Raw genomic sequence first — 16,583 nt, forward strand, 5'->3', positions numbered from 1 at the left:
TCATATGAGAATAGGAGATTTTCTAAGTGGCCAATAAACCTTCATTTATATTGCTTGGAACGGGTGGCTTTGGAACGTATTGGTGTAAAAAGTTTTTGCCTGATCTCGTAGGTCCGGACGGAATCGCGGAGCTTGTCGCCGTTGTGGATGTCAATCCAGCAGCGCATGAGAATGCGATTACGCATTTGAACCTAGCTCCTTCGAAGTGTTACACGGACATACATAAGGCACTTCAAGAGAATCCATGCGATTTTGTCGCTATCGTGCTGCCTGCACATTTGCATGAGTATGCCGTGGATATCGCACTCCAATATGATAAGCACATTCTGATGGAGAAACCAATTTCAGATTCCATGGAAGGCAGCTCCCGTATTTATCAGAAGGTGAAGCAAGCCGGCAAGAAAATGGCAATAACGAGCTCGCATCGTTTTGATCAAGATAAAACGACGTTGAAACAACTCATCCAGTCCAAACAATACGGAGATCTGCATTATTTGGTTGGTCGATTCACATGCAACAACCGCGCAGCGGTTTCTAATCCAAGGGAGTATGCGCATCATCATTTTCTGATATCATCAGCGGTTCATCATTTTGACATTATCCGTTCATTGGCAGGTGCTAACGCGAAGACCGTATATACGCAGTCATGGAATCCACCTTGGGCGCAATTCAAGGAACACAGCACCGCTCTCATTAACATTGAAATGGAAAATGGTGTACGCGCTTTCTTCGAGGGCTCGAAGTCGAATGCAACGCAGCTGAATGGGTGGATGAATGATTATTTCCGCGCTGAGTGCGAGTTGGCCACATTGGAACTGGATCATCGCAAAATTACAGTGAAAAGCGACCTCGGGTTCCCGCACGTGAAATCAGCAGAAATCCCGCTGCTCGAACAGAAGTACTGGACACACCAATGGCTCATCGAGCAGTTTGTCCACTGGGTACAGGGCGGAGAGGCGCCGCCTAACAACCTCGAGGACAATTTCCAATGTACAGCCTTGCAATACGCGGCGATTGAGAGCGGCTTGACGAATCAAGTCATCGATGTTCAGGCGTTTATGCAGTCTTATTTGAAGAAGTGATTGACTGGAGGGTGCCCCTTGCCAATTTTATGGCTTCTGGGACACCCTCTTTTTCCATCAGCAGTTATTTCACTAAATCAAGCTGATATCGATAAAATAACGGGAGGTTTTCCAGTTAATTGCTTCACCTGAAGATAGTCTTACTATACCTGTGAATAAGGTGAGAGCGTTTTCCTCCTATGAGATATGATAAGCATGTAGAACAAATTCAGCCATAGGAGTGAATAATATGTTAAAAATATCGCAATCAGGCGCAGCAGAGTATCAGGAGCAAGGGTATTATTTGTATAAGCAACAACTCTTTTCCGAAGATAAGTTGAATCGAATTGAATCCATTTTCGAGGATCATTTACGTGAAAAAGGAAGTAAATTATCAGATGAGCTGGATCGGCCGCATATTCGTGATCCACGCTTACTAGAGTTCCTGCTCAGCGACGAAGTGCTGGATGTCGTTGAACCCATGATCGGGCCGAACATTGCGCTGTGGTCAAGTCACTTTATTTGTAAAGATCCCTACGTTGGTCGTGCAACGCCTTGGCACGAAGATTCTGCGTACTGGAAGGGGCGGGCAAGCTCTTTTGAGAATATTGTGACGGTATGGCTAGCTATTGACCGCAGCAGCAAGGAGAATGGTTGTATGCGGGTTATTCCTGGTACACACGCGGGAGGTTTCTCCGATTACGAGAAAATTGACGGGGCAACGAATACATTTGATACACAAATTAAAGGCGTAGATGATTCCAAAGCAGTGTACTTTGAATTAGAACGCGGCGAGTGTTCGCTGCATGATTCCCGGATTATTCACGGTGCGACAGCGAATACGAGCCCGTTCCGTCGTTGTGGGTATACGATGCGCTATTTCTCTGCGGATACGAAAGTGTTGGACCAAAGGGAGATTTGGCTTGCTCGCGGAAAAGATTTGGCTGGCAACGTCTATCAAAATGTGTAAAAGTTACTCGATACTAACATTTGAATCCATTGCGGCTGCAAGTTATGATGGGATAGAAGCCTGACTACAGAGGTTGGAGGATTAAATGCCAAGATGATGGAACCTACACGACTTATTATTCATGATTTTGTCATGAGTTTGCCTTCCTTTCACATGGCGATTCACGAACTGAAAGAAAGTGTGCCGATGCACTGGCATGACTTCTATGAGCTGAGCTATGTGATATCCGGCACTGGCTCACATAATTTGAACGGCACCGTACAACCCCTTGCCCAAGGGGTTTTTATGCTGCTCACCCCAGCAGACTTTCACGAAGTAAAGCCGGATGAAGGGAATGTTTTACGAAAATTTAATGTCATTTTCAAAGAGGATATGCTTGATCCAGAGCTGGCCTCACTGTTATTTCAAGATTTGAGTCATTCCATGGTGGCTCTCCATGAGTCGGATTTTGCAGCCATTGAAGCCGATTTCAACAGGTTGTGGATGGAATATAGCTCCAATCAGGAAGGGCGTCGGGTGGGTGTTCGAAGTACACTTAACCGATTATTGCTTGATCTTTTTCGTAAAAGTGAAGGAAAGATGACCAAAGATGGGCCGCAATCTATAACGAATGAGACGATTCGACGTGCATTGGTCTTTATTCAACATCATTTCCGTGAGAAACTCACGCTCCATGAAGTTGCCGCGAGGGTGAATCTGTCGCCGAATTATTTCAGTGAGCAATTCCGCAAAGAAACCGGTATTACGTATCAAGGCTACATATTGGAGCTGCGATTGGATTATGCACGATCCTTGTTAAGTGCTTCAACTCTGTCGATTACGGAAATCTGCTTTACTTCAGGTTTTCATACACTAAGCCATTTTGAACGTGCATTTAAGCGGAAGTTCGGTCAAACACCACGGGAAGTGAGATGACACTTTTCAATTAAACATGATCCAAGCTCAAATTATGTGAGTGACTGGCATGTCCTAGCTCTGATGAGTATGAAATGGTAAAATGGTTGCGTGTACGGAATAAAAGATTGATGGAGGAACGATCCGGCAAATGACCATTGGTAAAATAAGTGAAATCAATCGATATCCCGTTAAGTCATTCGCAGGTGAGCAATTGACATCGTGCGAGATTGAAGAGTATGGGATGATAGGGGATCGGTTTGTGTCCTTCTATGATAAATCCAAATCGGGCTGGTCGCGGTATGTGACGGCACGTAATATCCCTAATATGTTAACCTATCAAGCAAAGTATCACGACGGAGATATCCAAATAACAGCAGGCGATGGGCGAGAATTCAGCTGGGACGACGCACTATTGGAGGAGATACAGCGCCAAACGAAGACGCCTCTCACCATGTCCCGCGTAAAAGAACAACATCCCGAGCACCCGCATCTGCTTTCTGTTGATGGCGCAAGTATTCTTCTTGTCTCGGATTCTAGCTTAAGAAAACTGGAGAGTATGCATGGCCAAAATTTGGATCAGCGTCGATTCCGTGGCAATTTCGTAGTCTCGTTAGAAGATGATGCTTGCACCGAAGGGGATTGGATAGGTCGACAGATTGCCATAGGCGAAGTACAATTGCAGGTAGATAGCTTCTGTCAACGATGTGTCATGATAACGATTGACCCCGAAACACTGGAGAAGGATCCTTCCCTACTCAAAAAAGTAAACAAAAGCTTTGACTTGCAGTTTGGCGTCTATGCTTCTGTTGTGAAGACAGGTCAAATTCGACTGGGTGATTCGGTAACGTTACTGTGATTCTGCATCCGTTTCAACGGCTATAGACAGTCATGGTTAAGTGAGGTATGCACATGGAAAGAAAATATTGGGTCCCCGCACTGGAAAGAGCACAGGATGTTCTCCAGCTTATTGCGGAACAGCCTTCTGTTCTTAGGTTAATGGACTTGAGCAGTGCAACGGGGATTAATAAGAGCACAATGTTTTCGCTTTTACATACGATGGAGACGTTAAATTGGGTTGTCAAAGAAAAAGGAGATACCTATGTGCTCGGCTCCTTCTTCGGTGTTATTGGCAACGCTTATTTCACTGGCATGTCGCTGGTGAAGTTATTTGAAGAGAAAGTTGCGCGTTCCGTGGAGCGGCTCGGTGAAACTTTTCAGTTGGCAAAATTAGAGAAGGGAGAGCTTGTGTATTTGGCCAAAAAAGAGGCGCCAGCACAAGTTCGTCTTATCTCTGAACCTGGTATGCGTTTGCTTGCTTACGCGACGGCTATGGGTAAAGTATTATTGTCAGCACTGGAGGATTCACAGGTGCTTGCCCTATACGAAGAGGGCAGTTATCAAGCGTTCACGCCGAATACCGTACGGAGTGGTGAAGAGCTGCTGGAACAGCTGCGCTTGGTAAGAAGACAGGGCTACGCAGTGGATCAAGAAGAAATCGTGCTCGGCTTCTGCTGCTTGGCTATGCCGATTATTGATCGTAACGGTACATGGGTTGCGGCTGTAAGTTGCTCAATGCCGGTACATCAATGGGCGCATAAACAAGCTCTAGCGAGGGAAGAGATTCAAACTCTTGCACAAGGGTTATCTACAGCAATGCCACTATAATCACTGAAATCGAGGTAAACCAGTTAACATCCGACATCGGGGGGTATCTGGTTTATTTGGCATTGACGCAAATGAAAGCGGATGATAGACTTAGTTTATCTTAATTTATAAACTAAGTTTATTATAATAAACTACGAGGTGGAACCAAATGAGATTACAACATAAAGTGATCCTAATTACAGGCGCTGGATCAGGCATTGGGCGAAGCACAGCGTTACTTTTTGGTCAAGAAGGCGCATATGTGATCGTCAATGATTTGGATGTGGCCAAAGGTGAAGAAACGGCTTCCGAAATTCGAGCTAATGGTGGAGAAGCACTCTTCTTGCAAGCCGATGTGACGGATCCGGATTCCGTAAAAACGATGGTCGACCGTGCTATTGAAGCATGTGGACGAATTGATGTGCTTTTTAATAATGCGGGGATTAGCGGTGTTGGTGCCTTGCATGAGCTTGAGCCAGACCAATGGGATCGTGTTATTCGTGTTAATATTCGCGGCGTTTTCTTGCCGTCCAAATACGTTATTCCGCACATGATGGAGAAGCGCAGCGGTTCCATTATCAACATGTCCTCCTGCATAGCTGAGATTGGGTTAGCTAGACGTGCCTCCTATGCAGCTACCAAAGGTGCAGTGCTCGCATTGACGAAATCGATGCAGGTCGATTATGCCCCATACCAAATTCGGGTGAATGCGCTGTTGCCGGGTACGATTTTGACACCTTTTGTTGAGAATTATTTGAAAACCTCTTATGATGATCCTGAGGCTGCTATTGCTGCTCTGAAAAGTAGACAACTTAGCAATGAACTCGGAACGCCAGAGGATGTAGCGCAAGCTGCTTTATTCCTTGCATCAGACGAATCCAAATTCATGATGGGCTCACCTTTGTATATTGATGGTGGCGCTGTGTTCGGTAAAAATGCATAAATAAAGAAATAATTTTCCTAAGTATTGATAAGAGAGGATGTTCATTTTGAAACTAGTCACTATTAACCATCCAGAAAGCATACATCTTGGAGTGAAGTTGGAGAATAACGTATTCGATATGACAGAGGCATTGAAAGCGTTCCCTGAGGAAGGGATTCCAACCGATATCATGTCCGTAATCGCGAATTCAGAGACATTCATTCCTGCAATCGAGCGTTATACTGCAAGGGTTCTTGAAGGGGCATCAACGGAAAATCCGTATCTTTTGGATGAATCCCAAGTAAACTATGGTCCTTGCGTCACCAATCCAGGAAAAATCATCTGCGTTGGCTTGAACTATCGCAAGCATGCTGAAGAAACGAATGCACCAATCCCGCAGTATCCAATATTGTTCAATAAATTTAGCAATACGATTGCTTCGCACGGTGATGATATTCCTCTTCCGAATCGTGTCACGAGTCAAGTTGATTATGAAGCAGAGCTTGTTATTGTCATTGGAAAACAGGCGAAATATGTATCCAAGGAGCAAGCTTTAAGCCATGTGTTTGGGTATTGCAATGTGAACGATTTATCCGCACGTGATCTGCAAATGCGTACACAACAATGGCTGCTGGGGAAATCCTGTGATAAGTTTAGTCCACTAGGTCCTTATTTGGTAACTGCCGATGAAGTTGGGGACCCGAATCAGTTAACAATCAGTTGCACAGTGAACGGTGAAACGAGACAGTCTTCTCATACATCGGATATGATTTTCCACTGCGATGAAATCGTCAGCTATATTTCCCAGCATATGACGTTGTCGCCTGGAGATATTATTTTGACAGGAACGCCGGAAGGTGTCGTGCTCGGTAAACCTGTAGATCAACGTGTGTATCTGAAGGATGGCGACGTGGTGACGATTGCGATCGAGAAATTAGGCGCGTTGACGAATCGTATGGTGGATGAGCAAGTATAGCTGATTTCGGTGATCGCTTGTATAATAAAAGCATACCGCTTAGTGAGAGCAAGAGACAACCTGCGGGTTGTCTTTTTTCTTTCCGACGAAAGGAAAGACTGTATGAATCAGATCCGTTTGCACACGGGGTATTTTCCATTCATTCGAGATATGGGGAAGACGTTAACGCAAGAAGGCTGGATTCATCCGGACCGAAATGCGGATTGGAATGTATTTATTTTTGTCATTAAGGGTCAAATGCAAGTGGTAGAAGAAGGTGAAGAGTATTTCCTGCGGGAGGGTACGGGCTTTTTTCTGAAAAGCGGATTACATCATTGGGGAGGGGCAGGCACACTGCCTGATACTTCCACCATTTGGATTCATTTCTATGATCGGCAGGAGGAACAGACGCCAACGAAGGAAGTTCATTCAGGGAGTTTGCCCTCATTCCATGCCTCTCAGTCCTACCAATTATTCACACCAAGTGATTATCAACACGAGTTAGTACTGCCCAAAATGTTTCATTTAGGCCAACCATCACCCTTTATTAACAAACTAAAAGAGCTGTACGAGTTGTACAGCTCCGCCCCTTTATTTAGTCATTTGTCTTTGAGTATGAAAACGATGGAAATATTTCTAGATGTGTACCGCCAAACCCTAGAACGACCCAAGTTATCTAGTAAATCCGATGCTGTGGTCCAGAAGCTGGCAATCTACCTGGAAGAACATTGGGAGCGTAGGCTAGATCCTGAAGAAATTGTTTCAGAGTTTGGTCTCAATTATCGTTATATGAGCACGTTGTTCACGAGTAAAATGGGAATCTCCTTATTTCATTATCATGAACGTCTGCGCATTCACAAATCAGCTGAGCTACTGCGTAATACGCTGTTGAACATTTCGGAGGTTAGCCATCTGCTCCATTTTACGAACCCCTATTATTTCTCGCGTGTATTTCGCAAAGTGATGGGCGAGTCACCTTCCGATTATATTCGGAATATTTATCGGTCATAAAACGAAGAGATTATTCAAAGCTAGGTATGATGACAGCTTTACCATCTTGCATGGCAGATTCATGCGCACAGATGCCTGCTGCAGTCCAATTGGCTGCAGTTACCGCATCAATATAAGGCTTCCGCTCTTCTACAATACTGCGCAGGAATTCATGGACGAGATGTGGATGCGAACCATGATGACCATTGCCTTGCAGTACGGATTGATGCGGATTGTTCTCATCAAGCACCGCTTGGTGCGTAATATGATAAGCAAGCTCATCTGGAAGCAAGTCTGGTCGTGAAGGCGCTTTGACCTTGATTATGTCGGATTTACGGCCACGATCACCCTGCAGTTCAGCTGTCTTAAAGATGGTTAGAGGTTCATCCTCCATATGCCATTCCACGGAAGCCTCTTCCCCATAAATGTTGAAGCTTTCCATATAAGGCCGCGTTGTTTGGAAAAGCGTGCGTGTAACTTCAGCGCTCACTGGTGAATCCGCCAATTGGAAAATGGCGGTTTCAATCGGATAAGGATTGCCGTATTGCTGAACAAGCTCGTCTTCCATCACCCCTGAGCCGATACAATTTACTTTCGTTGCTCGTGTACCTAGTAGAGCTAGTAGTGGGGAAATAGCATGTGTAGCATAATGCATCGGTGGAAGACCTTTCCAGTAGGGCGGCCAATTGACCATGTCTTGATAATGTGCGCCACGCAGGAATTGAACGCGACCGAATTCTCCATTGCGATACATTTCTTGTGCATGCAAGAATTGGTACGTGTACACGGCAGTTTCCATCATCATATAATTGCGTTTGCTTTCTTTCTCTGCTGCAACGATTGCGTGCAAGTCTTCTAAGCTAGTCGCCATCGGAACTGTACAAGCACAATGCTTGCCTGAGCGCAGCACGGCTACGGATTGTTTCCCATGCAATGGAATTGGGGAAACGAGATGGACCGCATCATAGTCATCCGATTGCAGGACCTCCTCTAAACTCGTATGACGTCGATCGAAGCCAAATTTATCACCATATTGATGAAGTATTTCTTCATCCGTATCACAAATGCCAACATATTCGACATCCGGATGTGCGTGATAAATAGGGGCGAAAGCGCCTCCAAACCGAAGTCCTACTAAGGCGATTCTTACTTTTTTGTTTGTTGTGGTGCTCATTCTAGTCGCTTCCCTTCCTTGTTAGATGCGTTGTCTACTTCATGTCTACGTCTTAATAGTAGTCTTATTGGGTGTTGGTGTGAATGAAGCATACGATAGAAAAGTTGTACAATGTTCAGGTTTTTATGGGAGACGCAAAGGTGGAGGTGAAAAAGGAGCTAAGCGTGACAAGCCGCTTAACTCCTTGGTTTTTGAGGCATATGTGGGTATGGTGAGAATGCTGAAATGGGTGGAGGATGCGATTAACTGGAAAATGTACAGCTATTTTCTCGATTTGGAGCTGTTAATTACGATTAGATGTAAAAAGTACAGTTATTTATCGTCTCCCAGCAAATTTCAGTGAAAATCGCTTGAATTAACTACATATTTTCCATCTATATCAGGATATAGAGGAAGTAGGCTGGATTTAACTGTAGGTTTTCCATCTAATCGGCTGTTCGTCCACCGCACCCACCACTTCTTTCTACTAAGTTCAACCCCGACCTTACGCTGACCCAACCTAATCCAACCCGGACCCGAACCCAAACCACTCTGTCAAGATAACCCCTCTGCTATGATAGTAGTCTTACCCACTGCATGAATGTACAGTGAGGAAAATGAGAAAGAGGTGGACACCCAATGAATTTCGCGAGCCCGATTGTAAGAACAGTGGGGTAACGCGATAGAGTAGGAAGATATAAGAATAGTGAAAATGTGGAGTAGAAGTAGAAGTAGGATTTGGAAGTGAATGAGAATACGAATATAAATGTGAAGGTGGCAAATGTAGTGCTGATTGAGCAAGGGTGTTGATCTTCTGATAACTTTTGCACCCTCAATTCCTCACCCTTCCAACCTCCTCACCCTCCTCAACCCCCTCAACCCCCTCAACCCCCTCAACCCCCTCAACCCCCAAAAAAAATCCTCTCCTCCCGTCAAAATTGCACAAGAGCACTTTTCGAATGGTTTTCCGCACCGTTACCCCCAAATTGATGCAAAAAGGCATCAATTTGAGGTGATTTCAGTAGATTCTTATGAAATACCTTAAAATTGTTGCCTTTTTGCACGCATTTGTAAAAGTTAACTATAAATTCGTACAAAAGGTTGTATTTTTGCATTTTTGAGAAGGGGCGATGGGGGGATTAGAGAGAATCCCGACTCCCAACCTTCAGCTGTAATATACAAGTTACACGCCATCTCTCAAAGCTCCAGCATCGGCATACTCCCCTGAGCCTGAGCACTTGCCTGCTTCGCATAATGCTTCGGCAGGATACCCACTTTTTTCTTGAACATCCGAAGAAATCCTGTGTAATCGTTAAATCCAGAGCCCAAACAAGCTTCCGTCACAGATGCTCCGTCCTTGAGCAGTTGCTTGGCAAGTGCAATGCGTTTGAACACGATATATTCATGGATGGTGCTGCCGGTGTGCTTTTTGAACAAACGACTGAGATGATATCTAGAGATGTAGAACTGCTTTTCTAACTGTTCCAAAGATAAATCCTCTGCCAGATGCTGGTTTAAATAAGCAAGAATAGGCGTCAAACGAAGGGGCAAGTCGATACCAAGCGCCTTCTCTTTGTTCGTCTCATAAAACCGTTGCACATGTGCAAGGATCGATAATAAATAACCAAGTTTCATAAGCGAATCTCCTTCAAAGGGATGCTTTAGGGCGTGGTTATATTTCTGAAATAAATCTATCAGTGTCGCGTGTTCTTGTTCGCTAAGTGTGATTTTATTATTTTCGCCTAGAGGGCGGTCATAGAAGCATTGTAACGGTTGGAAGGTTTCGGTTCGGAACTCAGCTAGCATGGCGGGATTAAATTCAATCGTCACACGCTCATACATGGCATCTGTCGTTAAGGATGGCTTATGAATTTCGTGCTCATTCGTGATGATGAGATCACCATATTGCAAGGGATACACCGTTTTCTCTACAAAGTAATTCACATCACCGCGGATAAGGAAGAAAATTTCGCAACCTTTATGCAAATGAAAATGAACGTTAAAGGGCGGTTTCCGAGTGGCATGCAGGAAGCTTATATGATCATCAAGGAGTGGTAGGTAGTCTGAAATCATCTAATACCCTTCTTTCACTGAGCAAGATTATCCATATTTGAGGCAATTTCTTCAAGGAAGTAGTAATTAGAATGATATAGGATGATAGTGAGATATTCAATATGCGGGAGGGAATAAGTATGAGTAATCCTAGTATCAAATTTGGACTTGTTGGCATAGGCAACATTGGTCGAGCGCATCTGACCTATTTGGCTGAGATGGATAATGTGGCTTTGATTGCTGTGTGTGATGTGGATCAAGAGAAGGCCGATCAGTTCGCTAGTACGTATGGCGCGCAAGCCTACTATAGCGCAAGTGACATGTTAGCGAATGCTGGTATCGATGTCGTTATTATTGCAGTTCCACATTATAATCATCCTACCATTGCGATTGAAGCTTTCGAACGTGGTATTCATGTCATGTGTGAGAAGCCAATTGCAGTGCATGTCAATGATGCTATTCGCATGATTGATGCCTATGAAGCGGCAAAGCTAACGTATCCGAACCTTCAGTTCGCGATCATGTTCCAAGAGAGAACGCTTCCGTTCTATGCGAAGCTGAAAGAAATTGTAGCAAGTGGCGAGCTTGGGCAATTGACGCGTGCAACATGGATTCATACAAAGTGGTTCCGCTCCCAGACATATTACAATAGCGGCGGTTGGCGCGCGACTTGGGCAGGAGAAGGCGGTGGCATTCTGACGAACCAATGTCCGCATACGCTGGATATGTATCAGTGGTTGTTTGGCTTGCCCACGCTTATTTCCGGCCATGCTCATATCGGGAAGTATCATGATATTGAGGTTGAGGATGAAGTAACGGCTTACTTTGAACATGCCGATGGGATGATCGGACATTTGATCGTAACAACGGCGGAACTGCCAGGGACGAATCGTCTAGAAATCGTTGGAGATCTTGGCAAGTTGTTGTTGGAGAATGGTAAATTACTTCATTACAAATACCCGGAGTCCATGCTCACCTTCACTAGAGAGACGGAGCAGCAATTTGCTTCATGGGAGCTGGAGCCAGTAGAAATACCAGTGGATACGACAGTTCCCAATGGTCATAGGGTTGTGACGAAACGATTGGTAGATCGGTTGATCGGACTAGATGTGGAATTAATTGCAGAGGGACCAGAAGGTTTGGGCGCGTTGACTTTAGCGAATGGGATCATGCTGTCATCTTTCGAGAAGCGTCCAGTTACAGTTCCGATCGATGGCGATACATTCTTCACACATTTGGAAGAGAGAATTCGCACGTCCAGTTTTATTAAAAAAGTAAATGAAGGGCCTGAGACGCTCGTCGATATGTCAGCCTCCTTCGGGACTGCGAAATAGAGGAGGAACTATCTTGTCCAAAGTAAAGTTAACTTGTTTTGCTGATGAGATTTCACATGATTTGGAAGAACAGCTGGATGTTCTGGCGCAAGAGGGGCTTGCCCATTTGGAACTTCGCAATGTCTGGGGGAAAAATGTGCTGGATTTAACTGATAAAGAGTTGACATCCATACGCTCTGTGTTGAATCAACGAGGCTTCAGCGTCTCTTCGATTGCCTCACCCATCGGGAAATATCCAGTTGCAGATGATTTTACACCTCAATTAGCGGCTATGCAGCGAGCCATTCATGCCGCACATGTGTTAGGTACGCCGTACATTCGAATTTTCTCCTATCACCCACCGGAGGATGGCAATCTGGATGCGTGCAGGGAAGAAGTACTGGGCAGAATGAAGCAGCTAACTGAACTCGCTGAACTGCATGATGTTATTTTAATTTTAGAAAATGATAATCATCTGTATGGCTCGAAGGATGACCGTGTGTTGGATATTTTACAACATTGTAACTCAAGCTCGCTTCGCTCAGCGTTCGATCCTGGTAATTTCGTCATGAATAACGTCAAACCGATGGATGAAGCGTATCCGAAACTGCATGCTTACACCGCATATATTCATGTCAAAGATGCAACGCGTGAGCCGAGACAATTCGTTCCAGCTGGTGCGGGAGAAGGACAAATGGCTGATCTATTGCTCCAATTGCGCGAGCGCGGTTATAGCGGATATCTCTCGGTTGAGCCACATTTGCACCATTATATGCCACATGCCAGCAATCCCAAACGCGTGGTAACGGCAATTCGCGCATTGAAGGCTTTGCTTGCTCAGGCAGAGATGGCTTGGGAATAAGAGCGCTTATTCGTCATAATCCGATGTAACCTGTAATCGTTCTTTACGATAGCGTTTGGGGGATACACCCTTGATACGCTTGAATTGTTTAATGAAATAGCTAGTATGATTAAAGCCGGTTTCCAAGGTGATTTGCGTAATACTTTTCGTCGGGTCGAGCAGTAATTGCTCGGCTCTTCGTATTTTGATAAACAAGACATATTGCGTGAAAGAAGTATGCATAACCCCTTTAAAAAAGCTCGCAAATCGGCTATAGCTCATCATACACAGCTTGGCGGCTTCCTCTGCTGTCATGGTTAGCGTGCCCTCTTCATTAATGGTGACTAGAAGCTGGCGAAAGGCGGCCATTTTCTTCGTATCTTCACCGGCATCTTCGGTAATTGCAGGCGAAAGTCGTGTTCGTTGATAGCGCAGCAACCATAGAATCAACTTGAATAGAGAGGACGATACAGCCAGCTCGAAGCCGAAAGCTTTCGATTGATACTCTTCGTACATTTCCTCAATAAGAGCGTGAAGGAGAATCCCATCCTGTTCCCCAGGTGTCAACCGAGTCGTCAAACCATGAAGCGGCGTCGTATAAGGTAAATAATACTGGAGTTCAAAAGCCAGCTGCGGCATCGGACTTAACATGTCAGGATCAAAGCCAATGACATAATGCTTGGAAGGTTGAAGGGGTTCGACCGTAACGCTATGCACCTCACACGGATGGATGAGAATGAAAGCGCCTTGTTCCGCTTCAAAACTATGATTTCCTACTGTAATAGAGGCTTTTCCGAAAGCGATATATATAATTTCCATATGATAATGCCAATGTGAAGCAATCTGGTAGCCCTCATGAACCGTGGTTTGGGAACCCACATAGAAGGGTCTATCGATGTCGGTTAGGCCACTTTGGTTTTTATTTTGCTCAAAATAAGGCTGTTGTGACATAGGGGTTCATGCAGCTCCTTCATGTTAGTTGTTGCAAGCGATATCGGCGAGGAGAGTGTCCTGTGGCTTGTTTGAAAAGGGAACAGAACTGGGTATCATTGGAGAAACCACTTGCATGAGAAACAGCGGAGATCGAGAGGTCCGTTTGTTTCAACAATCGTTTGGCCAGCTCAAAGCGCTTGGACATCACGTATTGCATAGGTGAAAGACCGTATTCTTCTTTGAATAGATGGCGGAATCGATCATAACTGTAGCCAACCAAATCGGCTAAAATGTCAACCCGGATTTTCTGACCGACGTTCTCGTCGATGTAGTTTTTGGCATAAATAACCTTATCAACAGATGGCTCCGACGTCGTGAATTCATCATAACGAAGAAGTTCAATGATTAATTCCCCAATAAGATGATTCAGCTTAGCCTTATAGAAAGAGCGCTTATTGTGCATTTCAATCGTCATTTTTTGTAACAAGGCAAGAATGGCTCCATCGGAGTGATCGATATAGAAACCTTCTCGAAGGGGGTATTTGCCCAGGTCCGCTTGAAACCCAACAAATAGAACTTCGCTGTCCGTCGTATGTGTTTCTTCATGCAGTGTGTGTGGCTTAATTAATGTAAAAGTATCGCTATGAAAGAGGTGCGTGTACTCGCCTACTCGGGTTGAGCCACTTCCTTGCATATAGTAAACCAATTCATAGCACTGGTGTCTATGTAGATGGACTGTCCAATTCTGAGGCCTTGTTGTTCGAAAAAGGAAATCCAAATGTCCATTCATTGCAGAACGTCCTTCCACAGATGATTTGAGATAGATAGCCGAATCATATAAAAACTAAGCCGATCTATGATAAAAATATAACATGAATGGGGGTAAAATAGCTCTATATTCTCATTTGCTGAGTACATAGATAAGCCAATTTATGATATAAAATGTGAGGAGTTGCCCTATGCAATACCCGACAATAACGGAAGCACAACGGATGGATCGCTTGACTTCAAGAACGGGTAAGATAAGAATGGTATTGGATACAGATACCTTTAATGAAATTGATGACCAGTTTGCTGTTGTGTATGCTTTGCAATCGCCAGAAAGGCTTCAAGTAGAAGCGTTCTATGCAGCACCATTCTTTAACGATTTATCAACAGGGCCGAAGGATGGGATGGAGAAGAGTTATCAAGAATTACATAAAATACTCAATCTGATGGGCCGCCCCGACATTCCTATTTTTAAAGGATCTGAGACGTACCTGCCAGGTTCTGAAACACCAGTGGAGAGTGAGGCAGCTCGCAATTTAGTGGAACGAGCAGTGGCTTCCTCGCCGGAGGATCCCTTATACGTTGTAGCTATTGGTGCGATAACGAACGTGGCTTCCGCTATTCTAATGGAACCTCGCATTATCGAGAACATAGTTGTCGTATGGTTAGGTGGGCATGCGCTCCATTGGCACAATACGCAAGAATTTAATTTGGAGCAAGATATTCCTGCAGCACGCATTATTTTGGATAGTGGTGTACCCTTAGTATTAATTCCATGTATGGGCGTCGCTTCGCATTTGAAAACTACGTTATCCGAAATGAGAGACTTTGTGAAAGATTCAGGTGTGATTGGTGAGTACCTGTACGAGACGTACAGGCAAGTTCACCCGGATCATTTCGCCTATTCCCGGGTGATTTGGGATATTTCTACGATAGCTTATCTCGTGAATGAACGAAGCACACCGAGTGTACTTCTACCAAGTCCGATCGTATCTGAAGAGGCAAGATGGAGCCAAGATCCGTCACGACACCTTATTCGATATGTTAATTATATTGATCGTGATGGTGTATTTCGCGATTTGTTCCAGAAGCTGCATCGGAGCGCAAACTAGATCATGAAGCATTCATAATATGATATAAGAAAGGGTCAAATCAAAATGAAGACAGTACGCATTGCTGTTGTAGGAAGCCTCAATATGGATTTAGTCGTGTCCATGAACCGAATGCCTAAAATCGGCGAAACCTTGCAAGGAGATGAGTTGCATACCATCCCTGGAGGCAAAGGGGCCAATCAAGCCGTCGGTTGTGCGAAACTTGGTGCACAAGTGTCCATGATCGGCGCGGTAGGCCAAGATGCTTTCGGAGATGTGCTCCTTGCTCAAATGGCCTCTCATGGTATTCACACAGGTGCTATCGTTCGTAGAGACGATTGTTCCACGGGAACGGCAACCATTCTACATACCAAGGATGACAATTGCATTGTCATTGTGTCAGGAGCGAATGGGAAAGTGACGCCAGAGCAAGTCCGCCAGCATGCACATCTCATTCGTGAAGCAGATGCGTTGCTCGTGCAGCTCGAGATCCCGCTGACTGCGGTGCAGGCTGCCCTTGAGATTGCGCGTGAGGCAGGCGTTCGTACCGTGCTAAATCCTGCACCGGCCGTTGCGCTCCCAGCCGAGCTGTTAGGGCTGGTTGATTTCATTACACCGAATGAAACGGAGTTTGAACTGATTAGCGGGGGAACTTACGCGAACGAGCAGGAGTTGCTGGCCGGCATGCAGCAATGGGAGTCTGCAGGCCCTCGGCTATTGCTCACACGAGGTGAACAAGGCGTTGCGATGGTAGCCCAAGGCGATCTAGCCACCATTCCAGCACCGCGTGTCCAAGTTGTGGATACAACGGGCGCAGGCGATGCATGTAATGCAGCGTTCACGGTTGCTTTGGCTCAAGGCAAAGAGGTGCTGGAAGCTGCGACGATTGCGGTGAAGGCGGCTTCGTTGTCGGTGACGCGCTTTGGTGCACAAGCGGGGATGCCGCTGCTTTCGGAATTAAACTAACTAAAAGCTCGGCACGCACGTGATTCT

General features: G+C 45.2%; 16 protein-coding genes. 12 read left to right on the forward strand and 4 right to left on the reverse strand.

The genetic code is table 11. The annotated features are described in order from the left end of the window. Positions 1–26 precede the first annotated feature (26 nt). The 8 genes from AC58PV_RS07435 to AC58PV_RS07470 all read left to right on the forward strand — a co-directional run bounded on the left by AC58PV_RS07435 (position 27) and on the right by AC58PV_RS07470 (position 7,460). A complete protein-coding gene (locus tag AC58PV_RS07435) occupies positions 27–1,082 on the forward strand; it encodes a Gfo/Idh/MocA family protein (RefSeq protein ID WP_497431629.1) in 1,056 nt (351 codons plus the stop codon). Positions 1,083–1,311: 229 nt separating this feature from the next. Continuing rightward, positions 1,312–2,031 carry a phytanoyl-CoA dioxygenase family protein gene (locus tag AC58PV_RS07440; protein WP_497431630.1) on the forward strand — a complete coding sequence of 240 codons (720 nt, stop codon included), beginning with the start codon at positions 1,312–1,314 and terminating at the stop codon, positions 2,029–2,031. A gap of 93 nt (positions 2,032–2,124) precedes the next feature. Further along, positions 2,125–2,946 (forward strand): helix-turn-helix domain-containing protein, encoded by an 822-nt coding sequence (locus AC58PV_RS07445; protein WP_497431631.1) that lies wholly within the window; start codon positions 2,125–2,127, stop codon positions 2,944–2,946. A gap of 130 nt (positions 2,947–3,076) precedes the next feature. Next, positions 3,077–3,784, forward strand: coding sequence for an MOSC domain-containing protein (locus AC58PV_RS07450; RefSeq protein WP_497431632.1), 708 nt, complete (start codon positions 3,077–3,079; stop codon positions 3,782–3,784). Positions 3,785–3,837: 53 nt separating this feature from the next. Then, a complete protein-coding gene (locus AC58PV_RS07455; protein ID WP_497431633.1) occupies positions 3,838–4,593 on the forward strand; it encodes an IclR family transcriptional regulator in 756 nt (251 codons plus the stop codon). Positions 4,594–4,741: 148 nt separating this feature from the next. Further along, positions 4,742–5,515 carry an SDR family NAD(P)-dependent oxidoreductase gene (locus AC58PV_RS07460; RefSeq protein ID WP_497431634.1) on the forward strand — a complete coding sequence of 258 codons (774 nt, stop codon included), beginning with the start codon at positions 4,742–4,744 and terminating at the stop codon, positions 5,513–5,515. 46 nt (positions 5,516–5,561) lie between these two features. After that, positions 5,562–6,470, forward strand: coding sequence for a fumarylacetoacetate hydrolase family protein (locus AC58PV_RS07465; protein ID WP_497431635.1), 909 nt, complete (start codon positions 5,562–5,564; stop codon positions 6,468–6,470). 102 nt (positions 6,471–6,572) lie between these two features. Further along, positions 6,573–7,460, forward strand: a complete 888-nt coding sequence (locus tag AC58PV_RS07470; RefSeq protein ID WP_497431636.1) for a helix-turn-helix transcriptional regulator — start codon at positions 6,573–6,575, stop codon at positions 7,458–7,460. Positions 7,461–7,470: 10 nt separating this feature from the next. On the opposite strand, the gene AC58PV_RS07475 is transcribed toward AC58PV_RS07470, so the two are convergent. Continuing rightward, positions 7,471–8,613 carry a Gfo/Idh/MocA family protein gene (locus AC58PV_RS07475; protein WP_497431637.1) on the reverse strand — a complete coding sequence of 381 codons (1,143 nt, stop codon included), beginning with the start codon at positions 8,611–8,613 and terminating at the stop codon, positions 7,471–7,473. Between the two features lie 1,176 nt (positions 8,614–9,789). After that, entirely contained in the window at positions 9,790–10,665 is an 876-nt protein-coding gene (locus AC58PV_RS07480) for a helix-turn-helix domain-containing protein (RefSeq protein WP_497431638.1), read from the reverse strand. 119 nt (positions 10,666–10,784) lie between these two features. Between AC58PV_RS07480 and AC58PV_RS07485 the strand changes: the two genes are divergently transcribed. Both AC58PV_RS07485 and AC58PV_RS07490 read left to right on the forward strand, forming a co-directional pair. Then, positions 10,785–11,978 (forward strand): Gfo/Idh/MocA family protein, encoded by a 1,194-nt coding sequence (locus AC58PV_RS07485; RefSeq protein ID WP_497431639.1) that lies wholly within the window; start codon positions 10,785–10,787, stop codon positions 11,976–11,978. Between the two features lie 13 nt (positions 11,979–11,991). Beyond that, on the forward strand, positions 11,992–12,819 hold the full coding sequence (locus AC58PV_RS07490; protein WP_497431640.1) for a sugar phosphate isomerase/epimerase family protein: 828 nt from the start codon (positions 11,992–11,994) through the stop codon (positions 12,817–12,819). Positions 12,820–12,825: 6 nt separating this feature from the next. Here the strand turns inward: AC58PV_RS07490 and AC58PV_RS07495 are convergent, their stop codons facing one another. Continuing rightward, positions 12,826–13,749, reverse strand: coding sequence for a helix-turn-helix domain-containing protein (locus AC58PV_RS07495; RefSeq protein WP_497431641.1), 924 nt, complete (start codon positions 13,747–13,749; stop codon positions 12,826–12,828). 19 nt (positions 13,750–13,768) lie between these two features. Then, entirely contained in the window at positions 13,769–14,521 is a 753-nt protein-coding gene (locus AC58PV_RS07500; protein ID WP_497431642.1) for a helix-turn-helix transcriptional regulator, read from the reverse strand. A gap of 169 nt (positions 14,522–14,690) precedes the next feature. Between AC58PV_RS07500 and AC58PV_RS07505 the strand changes: the two genes are divergently transcribed. Together AC58PV_RS07505 and rbsK are read left to right on the forward strand one after the other, a co-directional pair. Beyond that, a complete protein-coding gene (locus AC58PV_RS07505) occupies positions 14,691–15,611 on the forward strand; it encodes a nucleoside hydrolase (RefSeq protein WP_497431643.1) in 921 nt (306 codons plus the stop codon). Between the two features lie 45 nt (positions 15,612–15,656). Next, positions 15,657–16,556, forward strand: a complete 900-nt coding sequence (rbsK, locus tag AC58PV_RS07510) for a ribokinase (protein WP_497431644.1) — start codon at positions 15,657–15,659, stop codon at positions 16,554–16,556. Positions 16,557–16,583: the final 27 nt, after the last annotated feature.

Source organism: Paenibacillus sp. J22FR83 (genome assembly GCF_059691955.1).